The sequence below is a fragment of the Pseudoduganella sp. R-43 genome (assembly GCF_049913255.1).
Classification (GTDB): Bacteria; Pseudomonadota; Gammaproteobacteria; order Burkholderiales; family Burkholderiaceae_D; genus Rugamonas.
Genome location: NZ_CP183988.1, coordinates 1432392 through 1451063 on the forward strand (window position 1 = coordinate 1432392; position 18672 = coordinate 1451063).

14 protein-coding genes are annotated in these 18672 nt (G+C 66.3%); 8 read left to right on the forward strand and 6 right to left on the reverse strand.

Going from position 1 to position 18672, the window contains the following annotated elements; translation table 11 throughout:
• Positions 1-47: 47 nt before the first annotated feature.
• The 8 genes from ACN9M3_RS06725 (at position 48) to ACN9M3_RS06760 (ending at position 10601) form a co-directional block, all read left to right on the forward strand.
• Positions 48-287 (forward strand): hypothetical protein, encoded by a 240-nt coding sequence (locus tag ACN9M3_RS06725; protein ID WP_426321342.1) that lies wholly within the window; start codon positions 48-50, stop codon positions 285-287.
• A gap of 303 nt (positions 288-590) precedes the next feature.
• The gene (locus ACN9M3_RS06730; protein WP_426168942.1) at positions 591-1019 is read left to right on the forward strand and encodes a DUF2170 family protein; all 429 of its coding nucleotides are present in this window, start codon (positions 591-593) and stop codon (positions 1017-1019) included.
• Positions 1020-1029: 10 nt separating this feature from the next.
• Positions 1030-1740, forward strand: a complete 711-nt coding sequence (locus tag ACN9M3_RS06735) for a PspA/IM30 family protein (RefSeq protein ID WP_426168944.1) — start codon at positions 1030-1032, stop codon at positions 1738-1740.
• A gap of 6 nt (positions 1741-1746) precedes the next feature.
• Positions 1747-2082, forward strand: a complete 336-nt coding sequence (locus ACN9M3_RS06740; RefSeq protein ID WP_426168947.1) for a hypothetical protein — start codon at positions 1747-1749, stop codon at positions 2080-2082.
• 27 nt (positions 2083-2109) lie between these two features.
• Positions 2110-2730, forward strand: a complete 621-nt coding sequence (locus ACN9M3_RS06745) for a ubiquinone biosynthesis protein (RefSeq protein ID WP_426321344.1) — start codon at positions 2110-2112, stop codon at positions 2728-2730.
• Positions 2731-2763: 33 nt separating this feature from the next.
• Positions 2764-4827 (forward strand): flotillin family protein, encoded by a 2064-nt coding sequence (locus ACN9M3_RS06750; protein WP_426168953.1) that lies wholly within the window; start codon positions 2764-2766, stop codon positions 4825-4827.
• Entirely contained in the window at positions 4824-5354 is a 531-nt protein-coding gene (locus ACN9M3_RS06755; protein ID WP_426168956.1) for a zf-TFIIB domain-containing protein, read from the forward strand. Before ACN9M3_RS06750 ends, ACN9M3_RS06755 begins: the two co-directional genes overlap by 4 nt.
• Positions 5355-5375: 21 nt before the next feature.
• The gene (locus ACN9M3_RS06760; protein ID WP_426321347.1) at positions 5376-10601 is read left to right on the forward strand and encodes a DNA repair ATPase; all 5226 of its coding nucleotides are present in this window, start codon (positions 5376-5378) and stop codon (positions 10599-10601) included.
• A gap of 9 nt (positions 10602-10610) precedes the next feature.
• Here the strand turns inward: ACN9M3_RS06760 and ACN9M3_RS06765 are convergent, their stop codons facing one another.
• The 6 genes from ACN9M3_RS06765 to ACN9M3_RS06790 are packed head-to-tail and all read right to left on the reverse strand — an operon-like array spanning position 10611 to position 18670.
• Entirely contained in the window at positions 10611-12155 is a 1545-nt protein-coding gene (locus ACN9M3_RS06765; protein ID WP_426321349.1) for a class I adenylate-forming enzyme family protein, read from the reverse strand.
• Entirely contained in the window at positions 12148-12978 is an 831-nt protein-coding gene (locus tag ACN9M3_RS06770; RefSeq protein WP_426168964.1) for an SDR family oxidoreductase, read from the reverse strand. Before ACN9M3_RS06770 ends, ACN9M3_RS06765 begins: the two co-directional genes overlap by 8 nt.
• 10 nt (positions 12979-12988) lie before the next feature.
• Positions 12989-14935: a biotin carboxylase N-terminal domain-containing protein gene (locus ACN9M3_RS06775; RefSeq protein WP_426323697.1), complete on the reverse strand. Its 1947-nt coding sequence runs from the start codon at positions 14933-14935 to the stop codon at positions 12989-12991.
• A 53-nt stretch (positions 14936-14988) separates the two neighbouring features.
• Positions 14989-16146 carry an acyl-CoA dehydrogenase family protein gene (locus ACN9M3_RS06780; protein ID WP_426321351.1) on the reverse strand — a complete coding sequence of 386 codons (1158 nt, stop codon included), beginning with the start codon at positions 16144-16146 and terminating at the stop codon, positions 14989-14991.
• Positions 16147-16160: 14 nt separating this feature from the next.
• A complete protein-coding gene (locus ACN9M3_RS06785) occupies positions 16161-17798 on the reverse strand; it encodes an acyl-CoA carboxylase subunit beta (protein ID WP_426321353.1) in 1638 nt (545 codons plus the stop codon).
• Positions 17798-18670, reverse strand: a complete 873-nt coding sequence (locus ACN9M3_RS06790; protein ID WP_426321355.1) for an SDR family oxidoreductase — start codon at positions 18668-18670, stop codon at positions 17798-17800. The genes ACN9M3_RS06785 and ACN9M3_RS06790 overlap by 1 nt, the downstream gene beginning before the upstream one ends.
• Between the last annotated feature and the right edge of the window lie 2 nt (positions 18671-18672).

Here is an 18672-nt window from a genome sequence, read left to right on the forward strand (position 1 = left end):
CCTCGAATTTCTCCCTCTAAGGGATTTTCACCTTGGGAGATTTCAGCATGAGCCAACACGTAAGTGTGACAGTCACACTGCCTACCCTGCGCGCCTTGCTCGACTATCAGGCAGAAAAGGCCTGCGATCAGGATTTCTCGGGGCTGGTCGACCGTGCGATGCATGTCGCCAAACCAGTTTGCCAGGGCGAGCCTTGGTACCGTGCGCAATGCATGGGAGGCCATCTTGGTCCAGCTCCCGGGCGAACTCAACTGGACGCCCGCAACCAAATTGCGCTTTTCCGCTGAGGCCGAAGCTCGCCGGAAAGCATACCGCGAGGCTGCACGAGCGAGAGAGGAAGCGATGTGCACATCTCGCGTTGAGAAGTGCTGAAATCGTGTTGCGAAGTGCTGAAAACTGCTGAAAATTTGATGCACCCGAAAATTCCCCCTCTGGAGTGATTTCAGTCCGCGTGATTTCAGCACCTCCCACAGACAGTGTCCGAGCGAAGACCCGCCGCCCAAAGCGTTGCGGCAGTCCTTGACATTTTATGTCATGCTTTTATACTAATGACATGATATGTCTAACCACCCGCAACAAGGAGTGACTTTATGGACGAAGTGATGGGCCGGATGCTGGCGATCGAGAGCGCGTTGTCCGCCCAGGTGGGTTCGCTGTCGGTGAGCGCCAACCTGCTGGCCCCCAACGAGCCGGATGGCGTGCCGGTCATGCGGATGTGCATCGAGGGCCAGGAGGAGATTCCTGTATTCGTCACTGCTTCGCCGCACCAGGTGCTTTGCATCTGCTACCTGTGGACCGAGCGCGAAGTGCGCCCCGAGCGCCGCGCTGAGATGCTGGAAGCGATGATGGACCTGAACATCGCCATCCCGCTGTCGAATTTCGGCCGCATCGGCGAGCACTACGTCATTTTCGGCGCGCTGGCGGCCGACGCCTCGCCGGAGAGCATCGCCACCGACGTGGCGATGGCCGCCGACAACGCGCTCGAAGCCCTGGAAGTGTTCAACGAATTTCTAATGTGAGGAGCCCATCATGGCTGTTTTTTCCAAAGTGCTGACCATGTTGCGAGGTAACCTGCGTGAGCTCGGCCAGAGCATCGTCGACAACAACGCCTCGACCATCTACGAACAGGAAATCGTCGAAGCCACTGCCCACGTGGCCTCCGCAAAGAACGACCTGACGGCCGTGATGGCCAAGGAAATGCAGGCCGACCGCGAAATCGAACGCCTGCGCGCCGAACTGAAAAAATACGAGGACCTGGCGCTGCAGGCGCTGCAAAAGGACGAGACCAGCCTGGCCGAGGAAGTCGCCGCGCGCGTGGCCGACCTGGAAGTGGCGCTGGCCGAACAGGAAGAGGCGCGCGCCCAATATGCCGGCCATATCGCGCGCCTGAAGGACATGATCCGCAACGCCGAGGCTACGCTGCGCGAGCACGAGCGCCAGCTGGCCATGGCCAAGACCACCGAGAGCGTCTACAAGGCCACCGCCACCATTTCCCAGAACATGGGTTCGAGCGGCTCCAAGCTGATGACCGCCAAGGAATCGCTGGAGCGCATCCGCCAGCGCCACCAGGACATGGCCGACCGCATGCAGGCGGCCGAAGTGCTGGAAGGAGAGTTCGGCAGCAAGGCGCTGGAGAACAAGCTGGCGCAGGCGGGCATCGGCGAGCGCGCCAACCGCAAGGCCGAAGTGATGGCTCGCCTGCAGGCGCGCGTCCGGCCGGCCCCGCCGGACCAGGGCTGACGCGCCATGGTCCGCAGTTCTTCCCGCTGGTCAGGATCGGATGCGGCCTTGCGCGCGGTCCAGGTGGCCTTCGACGTGGAGACGCAGGTGATCGATGCGGTGCGCCTCGCCGCGTTCAAGAGCCAGCTCTCCACCTCGGACCAGATCCGCAAGATCCTCGGCCTGCCGTATTCCAGCAAGCCGGTTCGCCCGCGCCTGACGGTCAGCCTGTCGGACGCCGATTACGCGCTGCTGGCCGAACGCCTGGGCGTCGACGCAGCCGACCGGCGCCGCATCAAGGAAATGTTGCATGAGCAGTTGATAACATTTGCATTAAAGCAATCGAAGCACGAGAATAGTTAGTAATTTGACCACCAAGAAGGGCACTGAATGAGCACCTGGCAAATCCTGGCCAGCTTTCCAACCGCCATCCCCAGCGTCCTGCTGATCATCCTGCTGGTGTACTGGACCTTGTCGTTGGTCGGTGTGTTGGACCTGGGCGAGAACATCGAAGGCGACGCCGACCACGCCGACCTGGAAACGCTGGCCTCTTGGCTGGTGGCGCTGGGGCTGGGCGGTGTGCCGTTCTCGATCGTCGCTACGCTGCTGGTTTTCTTCACCTGGCTGCCGACGGCCCTGCTGCACGAATACGTTCTGGCGTGGCTGCCGGCCGGGGTGCTGCAATGGGTCGGCGGCGCCGCCACCCTGCTGGCGGCGGCGGGGTTCAGCGTGTGGTTGTCGGCGCGCGTGATCAAGCCTTTGCGTCCGCTGTTCGTCAAGCACCACGCGCCGGAAAACCGCAGCCTGGTCGGCCGCACCTGCCGCATCGTCACGCTGTCGGTGGACGAAAAATTCGGCCGCGCCGAAGTGGAGAGCAGCGGGGCCAGCCTGAATATCCGCGTCTGGGCCAGTTCGCCCAACTCACTGGGCAAGGATGCTCTCGCAGTGATCGTCGCCTACGACGAGGCATTGCAGCAGTACGAAGTACAGGCCGCCAGCGCGGCAAATTAAATAACAACACCAACACAAACCTGAAGGAAATCCATGGACATCATGTTGATTGCAGCCGCCATCGGCGTCGTCGTTTTGCTCGGCGCCCTGGCAATGTTCGCGCGCTTCTACCATAAAGTCGAACAGGGTCACGCAATGATCATCAACACCCTGCGCGCCGAGCCGGACGTCAGCTTCACCGGCGGCATGGTCTACCCCATCATCCACAAGAAGGAACTGATGGAGATCTCGCTCAAGACCATCGAGATCGAACGCCTTGGCAAGGACGGCCTGATTTGCCGCGACAACATCCGCGCCGACATCAAGGTCACCTTCTTCCTGCGCGTGAACAAGACCAAGGAAGACGTGCTGAAGGTCGCCCAGGCGGTCGGCTGCGCCCGCGCTTCCAGCCAGGAGACGCTGGAAAACCTGTTCTCGGCCAAGTTCGCCGAGGCCCTGAAGACCGTCGGCAAGTCGATGGACTTCGTCGACCTGTACCAGGCGCGCGACCGCTTCCGCGACGACATCATCCGCCAGATCGGCAGCGACCTGTCCGGCTACATCCTGGAAGACGCGGCCATCGACTATCTCGAACAGACCTCGATCGAGAAGCTGGACAGCCATAACATCCTGGACGCCCAGGGCATCAAGAAGATCACCGAACTGACCGCGATCGAAAGCATCCGCACCAACGAATTGAAGCGCGACGAGGAAATGCGCATCAAGAAAAAGGACGTGGAAACCCGCGAAGCCATCCTGGAACTGGAACGCCAGCAAGCCGACGCCGAGGCCCGCCAGAACCGCGAAGTGACCAGCGTGCGCGCCCGCGAACAGGCGGAAGCCGAAAAGGTGCAGTCCGAAGAACGCGCCAAGTCAGAACTGGCCCGCCTGCAGGCCGAACAGGTCGTGCTGGTGCAGCAGGAAAACACCACCCGCGAGAAGGAAGTGGCGGAGAACAACCGCAAGCGCGCCGTCGCCATCGAGGAGGAGCGCGTCACCCGCGCCCGCCTGCTGGAAGTGGTCGCGCGCGAAAAAGAAGTCGAACTGCAGCGCATCGATAAAGAGAAGGCGCTGGAAGTGCAGAAGAAGGCCATCGCCGACGTGATCCGCGAGCGCATCGTGGTCGAACGCACCGTGGCCGAGCAGGAAGAAGCCATCAAGGACGTGCGCACCATCGCCGAGGCCGACCGCGGCAAGAAGTCGGTAGTGATCGCCGCCGAAGCCAGCGCGGAAGAGAAGCTGCTGCTGGCCGTGAAGGCCGCCGAAGCGGAAGAGCGCGCGGCCAAGCACCGCGCCGCGCAGGAACTGACCCTGGCGGAAGCGGCTCTGAAAGTGGCCGAGAAGGAAGCTGAGGCCAAGAAGCGCCAGGCGGAAGGCACGGAAGCCGAAATCGCCGCCCCTGGCCTGGCGGAAGCGAAGGTCATGCTGGCGTCGTCCGAAGCGATCGTCAAGCAGGGCGCGGCCCAGGCCGAAGCAACCCGCCTGCGCATGGAAGCCGAAGCCAAGGGCAAGGAACAAATGGGCCTGGCCGAAGCTGCCGTGAAGACGGCCGATGCGGCTGCCACCGCCACCCTGGGCACGGCGGAAGCCAAAGTGATCGAGGCGCGCTTCGAAGCCGAGTCGCGCGGCCTGGCGCAGAAGTTCGAGTCCATGTCCGCGATGAGCGCCGAGACCCGCGCCCACGAAGAGTTCCGCATGCAGCTGGAGCTGGCCAACGAGCAGGCCCTGAAAGGCATCGATGCGCAGACCATGATCGCCCGCGAACAGGCAGAAGTGCTGGGCAAGGCCCTGGGCAACGCCAAGATCGACATCGTCGGCGGCGACGGCAACTACTTCGACAGCTTCGTGCGTGCCCTGTCGGTTGGACGCGGCATCGATGCGGCCATCGAAAAGAGCAAGACCTTGCAGATCGGCCTTAAAGACCACCTGAGCGGGGAACGCGACATGCTGAACGACTTGCGCGGCCTGGTCGGCGCGCTGGGCGGCTCCTCGGGCGAGCTGCAGAACCTGACCGTGGCTTCGCTGCTGGCCAAGGTGTCGCGCGAAGGCACCCAGCAACAGCAGCACGCCCTGAACAATCTGATCGCTGCGGTACCTGAGCTGAAAGGCAAGCCATGATCTGCCCGGCCTGCGCACATACCCATTTCCAGCCGACCCGCATCGAAGGCGGCCTGCCCGCCGAGCGCTGCGACGCCTGCGGCGGCGTGCTGGTGGAACTCGAACGCTATCGCGCCTGGCGCAAGGCCATGCCCGAGATGGCATTGGCCGCGGCCGCGTGGGAGCCCAGCGTCACCGATGGCGCGGTCCGGCTCTGCCCCAAGACCGGCCGCCTCATGACGCGCCTGAAGGTGGACAGCCAGCATCCGCTGCGCCTGGACTACAGCGCGGCAGCCCAGGCAATCTGGCTCGACGCCGGCGAGTGGGACACCCTGGTGTCGCTCGGCGTCCATGGCCAGCTCGATGAAATCGCCTCCGACCGCTGGCAGGCCAGCGTGCAGAAGGCCGCATCGCGCGAGCGCATCGAGCAGGCCATGCAGGCGCGCTTCGGCGACGACCTGGCCGAGCTGGCCCGCATCCGCGCCTGGCTGGACGGCCAGCCGAACCGCCGCGAGATGCTGGCCTTCCTGGGCGCACCGAAAGACTAAAAGCGACTGAAGCACGAGATCATGAGCCAAGAACAAGCAGCACCTGCGGGTGCCGAGGCGTCCCTGCGCCATTCCAGCAGCTTCGACCTGCTGCGCAAGCGGCTGGCCGGCCAGGGCAAGTCCCTGCTGGAGAAAGCCACCGCGCTGAACGAAGCCAGGCTGGCCGAATTCGGCCGCGAAGAGATGGCGCTGCGGGCCCGCACTCGCGCCCGCACCGACAACAACTGCACCGCACGCGACCTGGTACTGGTCGGCGACGTGCTGCTATTTGGCTATAACGTCTTCATCGGCCTGCGCCAGGAAACCCGGGTGGCGGACGTCTTCGCGCTGTACCGCCTGCGCCAGGACGGCGCCGAAGTGGAGCTCGACCCGCTGGCGCTGGACGGCAGCTTCCTGGCCGACCCGCGCTTCGTGGCCGAATTCAAGGAACTGTATAACTACTACCGCAACGCCCAGCTGGTGCAGTTGCGCCTCAACCAGGGCAAGCTGCTGGCCGCCTTCAAGATCGGCGAGCGCCAGAGCGACCTGCGCGTGTTCCGCTGGCAGCTGGACGAGCAGGGCGCGGCCACCTACATCGACTACCGCGGCGAACGCGATATCGCCTTGCCGCCGCCGCATGATTTCGAGTGGACCGCCACCACGCGCGACCAGCACGTGGTGGGCCAGCACCCGCACGTCAACGTGCTCGACACCCTGTTCGTGGAAACGGTGGGCGGCGACCTGACGGTCAAGATCGAGAACAACACGGAAACGGGACTGGGCATCCACAGCGAGCCGGTCGACGATCCCAACCAGTCGCTCAGCGACGCCGAAATCGCCTATGCCGCGCTCGGCGACTTGATCCTGCTGCGCATCCGGCCCTACCGCGAAACGCAGGTGCGCTACCTGGTGTATTCGCGCCTGAGCCAGCAGGTGCAGCGGGTCGACAGCATCGGCGCCTCCTGCGTGCAGCTGCCGGAAGACCACGGCATCGTGTTCCCCGGCGGCGTGATCCTGCAGGGCGGCGAGTCGCGCCTGTTCTCCGGCCTGCCGGACGGCCTGCAATTCGAGCGCCGCGTGCTGGCGCCGAACGGCGAAGATGTGCTGTACGTCTTCTACGAAGTGGTCAGCGGCACCTATGTCCTGCTGACCTACAACCTGATCAACAAGACCCTGTCGCAGCCGCTGGTAGCGCACGGCTACGCGCGCTATGCCGATGGCAGCATGCTGCTGTTTACCGCCGAGAGCGAGGAGCCGACCCGCAACCACCCGATGCAGTGGTGGCAGACGCCGTTCCTGAGCGAGGAATTTGCCGCCCGCGCCGCCCCGCGCCAGGGGTTCTTCGGCAAGATCGGCAACCGCGAGCTGGTGCGCGGGCTGTCCGAGCTGTATTCGATCGGGCGCATGGTGCGCGAGCAGGGCGAGGCCGGCGGCGATGCGCTCCCAGGCCGCGCCGTTTATGAAAGCCTGCTGCGCCAGTGCCGCCGGGTGGCCGACGCCTTCCACTGGCTCGGCGCGCCCGAAGCCAAGGGCGTCGGCGCCGACCTGGGCGGCCTGTCCGAGGTGGCCAATGCCACCATGGACGAATTCGACAAGGTCGCGGCAATCCAGCGCGAGGCCGCGCGCGTGCTGCAGCAGGCAGCGCAGGAACAGCGCCAACTGCTGGCGGAAACGGCAAGCCGGCTGTGGCAGTCGCCCACCGAATTCATCGAAGCCCTGGAACAGATCCGCCTTGCGCGCGGCCGCCTGGCGACGCTGAAGGAGCAGCGCTACATGGACGTGGCGCACCTGGCCGAATTGGACAGCGAGCTTGGCGCGGAAGAGGCCCGCGTGGGCGAGCGCACCGTGCAGTTCTTGTCGCAGGCCAATGCCTTCGCCAAGCTGGAAGCGGAACTGGCGAAACAGCGCGAACAGCTGCCGCAACTGGGCACCACGGCCGAACTGGCGCCGCTGAACGAAGCCCTGGACCGCACCGCCCGCAGCCTGGACGGCTTGAACGAGTTGCTTGGCACCCTGGCGGTCGGCGACGCCACCTTGCGCACCCAGATCCTGACGGCCATCTCGCGCCTGTACGCAGGCGTCAACCAGCTGCGCGCCGAAGTGCGACAGCGCCGCAAGCAGCTGTCGCAGGCAGAGTCGGCGTCCGAATTCGCCGCCCAGTTCCAGTTATTCAGCCAATCGGTGGAAAGCAGCCTGGAACAGGCCGACACGCCGGAGCGCTGCGACGAATTGCTCACCCGCCTGCTGGCCCAGCTGGAAACCCTGGAAGGGCAGTTCGCCGAACAGGAAGATTACCTGGCCGAGATTGCGCACAAGCGCGAAGCCGTGTACGAAGCGATGGAAGGGCGCAAGCAGTCGCTGCTCGATGCGCGTGCACGCCGCGTGCAGGCCATCGGCGATGCCGCCCGCCGCATCCTGGCCGGCGTGCCCAAGCGCCTGGCCCAGTTCAGCGAGCCGGCCCAGATGGAAGCGTATTTCGCTTCCGATGCCCTGCTGGGCAAGCTGAAGGCCAGTATCGAAGAATTGCGCAAGCTGGGCAACGCGGTCGCGGCCGACGACTTGAGCGGGCAGCTGAAAAGCCTGCGCGAACAGGGCCAGCGTGCGTTGCGCGACCAGAATGAACTGGTGACCGGCAATGTCATCAAGCTGGGACGCCACGACTTCACCGTCAACCGGCAAGCGCTGGAGCTGGCCATCGTGCCCCACCAGGGCGGGCTGGCTTTCCACCTGGCCGGTACTGACTACTACGCGCCGCTGCAGGACGAGCGCCTGGACGCCCTGCGCCCATGGTGGTCGCAGGAGACCCTGGCCGAGACGGCGCAGGTGTACCGCGCCGAATACCTGGCCTACCAGTTCGTGCTCGCCGTGCGCGCCGGCACGGCCGGCATCGACTGGCAGCAATTGCAGGAAGCGCTGGCGCAGCCGGACAACGCGGTGCTGGACGAACACGTGCGCCGCTTCGCCGCGCCGCGTTATCACGAGGGCTACCAGAAAGGCCTGCACGACCACGACGCCGCCGCCATCCTGCGCCAGCTGGTCCCGCTGTGGGAAGGCGCCGGGCTGCTGCGATTCAGCCCGCTGGGTCGCGCCGTCGCGCTGCTGTACTGGACCGACGTGAATGCCTCGCCAGCCTCACAGTCGCTGCGCCACCAGGCGGAACAGGCCGAGTTGATGCGCCGCCATTTCAATAGCGAACGCCTGTGGGACAAGTTGGCGGTGCAAGTCGAGCAGTCGCTGGAGCGTTTCCTCGAGGCCGAACAGCTCGACATCGACGCCTGGCTCGATCACGGCAGCGAAACCCGGGCCCTGCTGCTGCAGCAGGCCGCGCGCTACCTGCTGTCCGAGCTTGGCACGCCCGCTGGCGCCGACCAGGCCTGGCTGCTTAGCCGGACCGGCAGCGAACTGGCCAGCGGCCTGTCCCAGCACCTTGCTCGCCACAATATCGCCGCGCCCTGGCAGGCGCCTGCCTTGTCGTGGCGCGAACGCTGGACGCTGGCCACCGAATGGCTGCACGGTTACGCGAGCCAGCATGGCCACGAATTGTCGCTGCTGCCCGAGGCGGCCGCCAGCCTGCTGTGCAACCTGCCGCGCCGCGTGGTGCAGGCCAGCGTCGACGCCCATGTCGCCGGACTGCTTGGCGAGCATGCCCGCATCGACAACCGGACGCTCAAGCTGCAGCTGAACGACTTCCTGCGCCGCCTCGAACATCACGAGGCCGTGGTGGTGCCTGCCTTCCGCTCGCTGCAGCAATTGCGGCAGCAACTGGCACAAGAGGAAAACGCCCGCCTGCGCCTGGACCAGTTCCGGGCCAAGCCGCTGTCCAGCTTCTTCCGCAACCGCCTGATCGACGAAGCCTACCTGCCGCTGGTCGGCGACAACCTGGCAAAGCAGATCGGCGCCGCCGGCGACCAGCGCCGCACCGACTCGATGGGCATGCTGTTGCTGATTTCCCCGCCCGGCTACGGCAAGACCACGCTGATGGAATACCTGGGCGAGCGCCTTGGCATGATCTTCGTGCGCATCAATTGCCCGGTTCTCGGCCATAACGTCACCTCGCTCGACCCGGCCCTGGCCAGCAACAGTGCCGCCCGCATGGAACTGGAAAAGCTCAATCTCGGCCTGGCGATGGGCAACAACGTGATGCTGTACCTGGACGACATCCAGCACACCAACCCCGAGTTCCTGCAGAAGTTCATCGCCTTGGCCGACGGCACGCGCCGCATCGAGGGCGTGTGGCGCGGCGAGAGCCGCAGCTACGACCTGCGCGGCAAGCGCTTCGCCGTCGTCATGGCGGGCAATCCGTACACCGAGTCCGGCGACGTGTTCAAGATTCCGGACATGCTGGCCAACCGCGCCGACATCTACAACCTGGGCGACGTGTTGAGCGGGCGCGAAGAATTGTTTGCCCTCTCGTACATCGAGAACGCACTGGTGGCGCATCCGGAATTGCAGCCGCTCGCTTCGCGCGACCCGCAGGACCTGTACCTGCTGGTGCGCATGTCGCAGGGCGAGCCGGTGGCGGCATCGGAACTCAAGCATGCCTACACCTCGCAGGAGATCGACCAGATCTGCGCGGTCCTGCAACGCCTGTCCAAGGTGCGCAATGCGCTGATGAAGGTGAACCTGGCCTACATCGCGTCGGCCGCGCAGGACGACGCCTACCGCAGCGAGCCGCCGTTCAAGCTGCAGGGCAGCTACCGCAACATGGCCAAGCTGGCGCCCAAGGTGTCGGCCCTGATGCACGACGCCGAACTGGATGCGCTGCTGCGCGACCACTACCGCGGCGAGGCGCAGACCCTGACCACCGGCGCCGAAGAGAACCTGCTGCGACTGGCGCACTTGCTGGGCCAGCCGACCGGCGCGGAACAGGCCCGCTGGAACGAATTGGTGGAGGAATTCGTCCGCCTGCGCAAGAACGGCGGGCAGGCGGATGGCGAAACGCGGGTGGCAGATTACCTGGCCGAAATCGGCGCCGGCATCGCCGCCCTCGGAGGCCGCATGGCGCCGCAGGTCCAGGTGCACGTGCCGGAACAGGAGCGGCTGCACGAACTGCTGCAGCGCCTGGCCGACAGCTATGAAAAGGTCCTGCTGCCCATGATGAGCGCAATGAACTACAAGATGCGGCTCGACCACGGCATCTGGGACGAGGTGCGGGCCACCAGTTCCATCGTGAAGGACTTGGAGCACCGCCTGCGCTACCGGGGCAAGAAGGGCCCGCCGCCACCCAAGCAGCAGCGCGAGCCGGCTATTGAGCCGCCGGCCGACTGAGGCCTTGCATCACCCGGCGTACAGCGCCTGATGGCTGGCGCGCAGCACGTGCTTCTGGATCTTGCCGGTGGAGGTCATCGGCAAGTTGTCCACGATGGCGATGTGCTTGGGAATTTCGAAGCCGGCCAGCGTGCCGCGGCAATGCTCGCGCAGGCTGTCGGCGTCCGCCGCCTGGCCGGGCTTGAGGCAGACGAAGGCAGTCACGGCTTCGATCCATTCCTGGTGCGGCAGGCCGACCACCGCTGCCACGGCCACGGCGGGGTGGCCGAGCAGCGCCTCTTCCACGCGGATGGCAGGCACATTCTCGCCGCCGGTCTTGATCATGTCCTTCAGCCGGCCCTTGAAGTGCAAGTAGCCGTCCTCGTCCCACATGCCCAGGTCGCCGGTATGGTGCCAGCCGAAGCGGCGCGTGGCCGCCGTGGCTTCGGGATCCTTGAAGTAACCCAGCATGGCATTGGGGCCGCGGTGCACGATTTCGCCGATCTCTCCCTTGCCGAGCAGGCGTCCGTCGGTATCCATGATGGCCGTGTCGTTGACGGGCGTCGCTTGCCCCCAGCAATTGCCGGTGCGGTGCTGCTGGTCGGGCGGGAAGTAGACTGTCATCGGGAACATCTCGGTCAGGCCGCTGCCCAGCGCGAAATGCGGGCAGAATTCCTGCATCAGGCGCCGCAGCAGCTCCGGCGCCATCGGCGCCATGGCGTAGATGGCCAGGCGCAGCGCGGACAAGTCGTGCCCGGCGCGCGAAGGGTGCATCAGCATGGCACCGTACATGGCCGGCAGGGCTGCCACCAGCGTGACACGGTCGCGCGCCAGCGTGGCCAGCACGGCGGCCGGATCGAAGCCGCGCGAGATCGAGATGGCGGCGCCGCATGCCAGCCCCGCTGCGGCCATGCTGAACTGGGCGCAATGGAACAGTGGCAGGATCGCCGACAGTACGTCCTGCTGCACGATCGATACAGTCACCGCGTTCGACATCACGGCCGCCAGCACCGAACGGTGCGAGTGCATGGCGCCCTTGGGGTTGCCGGTGGTGCCGCTGGTGTACATGATCAGCGCCAGGGCATTCTCGTCGAGCGCCAGTTCGGCGGCGGTGCCCGGTTGGCCTGCGATCGCCTGCGCCAGCGTGCCGTCGCCGCTGTCGGCCCCCGTCGCGCAGCGCAGAAGCGGCAGGCCAAGCGCGGGAAGAGCGGCGTTCCAGGCGGGGTGCGCCGCCAGTTGGGCATCTGCCACCATCAGGCGCGCTTCGGCGTGCTGCGCAATATAGGCCACTTCCGTCGGCGACAGCATGGCGTTGATCGGCACCCACACCATGCCTGCCTTCAAGATGCCGAATGCGGCCACCACGAATTCCATCGAATTGGGACTCAGCATGGTCACCTTGTCGCCCGGCTGCAAGCCGCTGGAAAGCAGGTAGTGTGCGAAGCGGTTGCTGTCCTCGTCCAGCTGGGCATAACTCATTCGCCTGCCGCCTTCCAGCAGTGCCGTCGCCGCGCCGTTGCGGCGCGCGCTGCGGGAAACCAGGCTGCCAAGGGTGTCCTGCATGGGTTCATTCATTGCCAGCCTCCACGAATAAATCGATCATTGGCTCAACGCCCGGCGTCACCAGGTATTGGGAGAAGTCGGTGATGCCGCCGGCGCGCAGCACTTCCTCGTCGATGAAGAAATTGCCGTTGGTCGAGCGGCTGTCGCGCGTCAGGATCTGGTGCGCCGCATCGGCCATGATCTCCGGCTTGCGGCCGTATTGGCCGCCGCCGGGCAGGGCCACGTTGAGGGCGGCCGTGGCGATAATGGTGCGCGGCCATAGCGCATTCACGCCGATTCCATCCTCGGCCAGCTGGGCCGCCAGGCCATGCACGATCATGCTCATCGCGTATTTCGACGTGGTGTAGGCGGCGTGACGCGCGAACCATTTCGGATTCATGTCGATCGGCGGCGACAGCGTCAGGATGTGCGGGTTGCTCGATTGCTGCAGGTGCTCGATGCAGTGCTTGGCGCAGACAAAGGTACCGCGCACGTTGATGTCCATCATCAGGTCGTAGCGCTTCATCGAGGTGTTCTGCGCGTTGGTAAGGCTGATGGCGCTGGCGTTGTTGACCAGGATGTCAATGCCGCCGAATTCGGCGACGCCTTTTTCGATAGCCGCAACGACCTGCTCCTCTTCCCGGATATCGACCGCCAGCGGCAGCGCCTTGCCGCCTGCCGCGCGGATCTCCTCCGCGGCGGAGTAAATGGTCCCTGGCAGGCGCGGATCGGGTTCGGTCGTCTTCGCCGCGATGATCACGTTCGCGCCATCGCGCGCCGCGCGCAAGGCGATGGCCTTGCCGATGCCGCGGCTCGCGCCGGTGATGAACAGGGTCTTGCCTTGCAGTGTATTCATGGCTTCTCCGTCAATGTGTGATTTCCAGCAGCAGCTGCCCGGTCGCCACCTGCATGCCGAGCGCGGCGCCGAGCGTGGCAACCGTCCCGTCACGGCTTGCCAGCAGGCTGTGCTCCATCTTCATCGCCTCCAGGGCCAGCAGCGGCTGGCCGGCGCTGACTTTTTCGCCTTGCGCGACATGCAGCGCGACCACGCGGCCGTTCATGGGCGCTTCGATGCGGCCATCGGCCGCGCCATTGCCGGCCATGCGCGGCGGCGCGTCGCACAGGTCGTGCAGCGCATGCTCGGTGTCGTCCAGCAGGAAGTACAGCCTGGCGCCGTCGGCGGCGAAATGCAGCGTGGCGGGCTGGCCATCGAGCGACAGCTGCAGCGTGCCAGGCGGCGCTTCGGTGATTTCGGCGCGCACCGGCGTGGCGCTGTCGCCGCTGGCAACGCGCCAGGCGTCGGGACCGTCGGCGCTGGCCCGGCCCTGCTGCTCGGCGTCGTCCAGCGTAAAGCGCAAAGGCTGGGCATAGGCTTGGCTGGAGCACCAGCCGTGCAGTTCATCGGGGTAGCGGCGCGCGTGCCGTTGCGAGCGATGCCACACCAGGAGGGCGCCTGCCGCCGGCAGGACGCGCGCCAGATCGGCCGCCGCCCCACGCTGGCCGGCCGGCAGGTGCAGCGCGATAAAGCCGGTGCTGGCCTGGCCTGCTGCGAAGGCGGGATGCGCCAGGCATCGCGCGAGGAAAGCACGGTTGCTCGGGATGCCGAGCAGCACGCATTCGTCCAGCGCGCGGCGCAGGCGACGCAGGGCGTCCGCGCGGTCGCTGCCGTGGGCGACCAGCTTGGCAAGCATTGAGTCATAGTACGGCGGTACCCGCGCGCCGTCGGCCAACGCGTGGTCGCAGCGGACGCCTGCCGGCGCGCTCCAGCGCAGCACCTCCCCGCTTTGCGGCAGGAAGTCCTGGGCCGGGTCTTCCGCGCACAACCGCACTTCGATGGCATGGCCGCCAACCGCTCGCCGCGCATCGAGTTCGGCCTGCGTCAAAGGCAGCGGCGCACCCGCCGCCGCCAGCAGCTGCCACTCCACCAGGTCGATGCCGGTGATCGCTTCCGTCACCGCATGCTCGACCTGCAGGCGGGTGTTCATCTCCATGAAATAGAACTCGCCGTCGCGGTCGAGCAGGAATTCCAGGGTGCCTGCTCCGACGTAGCCGATGGCGCGCGCCGCAGCCACGGCCACCGCACCCATGCGCTCGCGCAGCTCCGGCGATACTGCCGGCGAGGGCGATTCCTCGATCAGCTTCTGGTGCCGCCGCTGGACAGAACAATCGCGCTCCCCCATATGCACCACGTTGCCATGGCTGTCGGCAAACACCTGGATCTCGACATGGCGGGGCTCGAGGATGGCGCGCTCGAGGATCACTTCCGCGCTGCCGAAGGCGTGCAGCGCCTCCGAGCGCGCCGATGCCAGCGCGGCGCCGAATGCGCCCACCTCGTCCACCCGCCGCATTCCGCGCCCGCCGCCGCCGGCGGCAGCCTTGATCATCACCGGGTAGCCGATGCGGCGCGCTTCGGCGGCCATGCGCTGCTCCGTCTGGTCCTCGCCCTGGTAGCCCGGCACGCAGGGCACGCCAGCCTCCAGCATCAGCCGCTTGGCGCCGGCCTTGTTGCCCATCGCCCCGATCGCTGCGGACGGCGGGCCGATGAAGGCCAGCCCGGCATCGGCGCAGGCCTGCGCGAATTCGGCACTCTCGGCCAGGAAGCCGTAGCCGGGGTGTATGGCGCCGGCGCCGCTGGCCTTGGCCGCCGCCAGCAGCGCCGGGATGTTCAGGTAAGAATCGGCCGGTGCGGCGCCGCCGATGCGCAGCGCCGCGTGCGGGCCGTCGGCCGCGTCGATCGCGCAGTGCGGCGCGCCGGCATCGGCGTCGGAATACACCGCCACGCAGCGGTAGCCCATGCGCCGCGCCGTGCGCATCACGCGCAGCGCGATTTCGCCGCGGTTGGCGACCAGGATGGTGTCGAAGGCGTTCACGCTTTGCGGCCCGGCAGGATGTCCATGTATTTGCAGATGATGCCCAGCATGACTTCGTCGGCGCCGCCGCCGATGGACGTCAGGCGCCCGTCGCGGTAAAACTGCGACACCGGGTTCTCCAGCGTAAAGCCCATGCCGCCCCAGAACTGCATGCAGCCGTCGGTGATCTGGCGCGCCAGGCGGCCCGCCTTCAGCTTGGCCATCGAGGCCAGCTCGGTGACGTCGGCGCCGCCGATATACATGCCGCAGGCGCGGTAGGTCAGGGCGCGCAGCGATTCGAGCTCGGTCTGCATTTCGGCCAGCTTGAAGTGCACCCACTGGTTGTCCAGCACGCTGGCGCCGAAGATCTTGCGCTCGCGCGTGTAGTCGATGGTGGCGTCGATGCAGTTCTGCATCTGCTGCACGATATTGGCCGCGCACCACAATCTCTCTTCCTGGAACTGCAGCATCTGGTAGGTGAAGCCTTTGTCTTCCTCGCCCACCAGGAAGCGCTGCGGCACCCGCACCTCGTCGAAGTGGATCAGGCCCGTGTCGGAGGAGTTCATGCCGATCTTGCGGATCTTCTTGCCCACGCTGATGCCCGGCGTATCCATCGGCACGATGATCAGCGACTTGTTGCGGTGCGCCGGGCCGTCGCCGGTGATCGCGAGAAGGCACATCCAGTCCGCCTGCAGGCTGTTGGTGATCCACATCTTGCTGCCGTTGATGATGTAGTCGCTGCCGTCCTTGCGCGCCGTGGTGCGGATGGCCGCCACGTCGGAGCCGGCGCCCGGCTCCGATACGCCGACGCAGGCCACTGCCTCGCCGCTGATTGCCGGCGCCAGGAACTCGCGCCGCAGTGCGTCCGAGCCGAAGCGCGCTAGCGCCGGGGTCGCCATATCGGTCTGCACCCCGATCGCCATCGGCACGCCGCCGCAGCGGATATGGCCAAGCGCTTCGGCCATCGCCATCGAATATGAATAATCGAGGCCCAGGCCGCCGAATTCGACTGGCTTGGACACGCCCAGCATGCCCAGCGCGCCCAGCTTGCGGAACACTTCCTTGGCGGGGAAGATCTCCGCCGCCTCCCATTCGTCGACGAACGGGTTGATGTCGGTCTCGATGAAGCGTTTCAGGTTGCGCTGCAGTTCCAAGTGTTCGTGGCTGTATTCCATGGGGTCTCCAGTATTTATGGTCGGGCGACGCCGAATTGCACCGGCCGCAGCTCGCGCCGGCGCGCCTCGTCGCACACTGCCAGCACGCAGGCCAGCACCTTGCGCGTGTCGCGCGGATCGATGACGCCGTCGTCCAGCAGGCGTCCGGATGTAGTGAAAGCATCGGTCTGGCGCTCGAAGGTGTCGATCACCTTTCCCCGCATGGCGGCAATCGCCGCATGGTCGACTTCCTGGCCCTTGCGCCGCATGCTGCCCTCCATCACGATGGCCATCGTGGTCGCGGCCTGCTCGGCGCCCATCACGGCGGTGCGCGCATTGGGCCAGCTGAAGCAGAAGTCCGGCATGAAGCCGCGCCCGGACATACCGTAGTTACCGGCGCCGAAAGAAGCGCCGCAATGCACGGTGATGCGTGGCACGTTGGCGTTGGCCAGCGCCTGGATCATCTTCGAGCCGTGCTTGATCATGCCGGCCTGTTCGTACGCCTTGCCGACCATGAAGCCGGTGGTGTTCTGCAGGAACACCACCGGCGTGCCGGACTGGCAGCATAGCTGGATGAAGTGCGCCGCCTTGGTGGCGCCGGCCGGGTCCAGCGGGCCGTTGTTGGTGATGATGCCGACTGCCATGCCGCAGATGGCCGCGTGGCCGGTCACGGTGGCCGCGCCGTAGCCGGGCTTGAATTCCAGGAAAGCCGAACCGTCAACGATGCGCGCGATGACTTCTCGCATATCGAGGGGCTTGCGCTGGTCACTGGGAGCGATGCCGAGCAGTTCAGCGGCGTCATAGAGTGGCGCTTGGTAGCCGCCGCCCGCCACGGCCGGCGCCGCAGCCCGGGGCGCGCCGCCATTCCAGCCCAGGCTGGCTACCAGTTCACGTGTGATGCGCAGCGCGTCGGCATCGTCCTCAGCCAGGTATTCGGCCAGCCCTGACACTGCGGCGTGCATCTGCGCGCCGCCCAGTTCTTCCTCGCTGGCGATTTCGCCGGTGGCTGCCTTCAGCAGCGGCGGCCCGGCCAGGAAAGCCTTGGCGCGCTCGCGCACCATCACCACGTAGTCGGAGAGGCCGGGCATGTAGGCGCCGCCCGCCGTGCTCGAGCCGTGCACCACGCTGATCACAGGCAGCCCCGCCGCAGACAGGCGCGCCAGCCAGTAAAAACCGCTGCCCCCATGGATGAAGGTTTCGACCTTGTAGTCCAGCAGGTTGGCGCCCGCGCATTCGACCAGGTGGATGAAGGGCAGCTTCTGCGCCAGCGCCACTTGCTGCAGGCGCTGGAACTTCTCTATCCCCATCGGCTGCACCGCACCGGCATCGATGCCCGAATCGTCGGCCACCACCATGCAGCGCACGCCGCCGACGAAGCCGATGCCGCCCACCATTCCGCCGCCGGGCACCGAGCGCTCTGGATCCGGATGGTCAAGGCAAAAGCCGGCCAGCGTCGCCATTTCGAGGAATGGGGCACCGGCATCGAGCAGGGCACCCAGGCGTTCGCGCGGCAGCAGCTGGCCGCGCTTGGCGAACAGAGGCGCCGAGGCGGCCGACTTGTCGCGCGTGCGCGCCTCCAGTTCGCGCAGGCGCCCCAACTGCACTTGCAGCGCAGCGCTGTTGGCCTGGAAGGCTTCGCCCTGCGGCACGACGCGGCTCTCCAGCGCGGGCATTATTCGCCCTCCAGCACGCGCGGCGCGGCAGCCAGGTGGAAGCCGTTGAAGGCCGCTGTCGCCCCAGCCTGGCGCGGCCGAGGCATCGGCATGCCTGGCCGCACGTTGGGCCGGCCGCCGTCGACGCGCAAGGTGGCGCCGGTGATGAAGGCTGCCGCATCGGATAGCAGGAAGGCAATCGCCGCCGCCACTTCCGACTCGGTACCGAAACGGTGCAGTGGCACGGTGCGCGGAAAGGCGCGGATGGTGTCACGCATCTCCGGTGGATACTGGTCCATGCCTGAAGAAGCGATATAGCCCGGCGCCACGGCATTCACCCGCACCCCGTATTGCGCCCATTCGAAAGCCGCGGTCTCGGTCAGGCTCACCATGCCGGCGCGCGCCGCGCCCGAATGGCCCATATCGGGCATGCCGCCGAACATGTCGGCCACGATATTGACGATGGCGCCGCCATGTTCGGCCATGCTCTGGTTCAGGCATTCGCGCGCCAGCAGGAAGCCGCCGGTCAGGTTGGTCTGCACCACTGCCTCCCAGCCCTTTTGCGAAATTTCGCGCAGCGGCGCAGGGAACTGGCCGCCTGCATTGTTGACCAGGCCATGAACCAGGCCATGCTCGGCCACCACCGTAGCCACCAGTTCGCGCACCGCTTCTTCGCTGCGGATATTGCAGCTGTAGCCGTAGGCCGCGCCGCCTGCGCGGGCGATTTCGGCACGAACGGCATCGAGCTTGGCCGATTCCCGCCCCACCAGCAGCACGCGCGCCCCCAGCGCCGCCAGCTCATGCGACGCACAGCGCCCGATGCCGCTGCCGCCGCCCGTCACGACAATGGTGCGGCCCTCGAACAGGCCGGGTTTGAAGATCGATTGATACATTC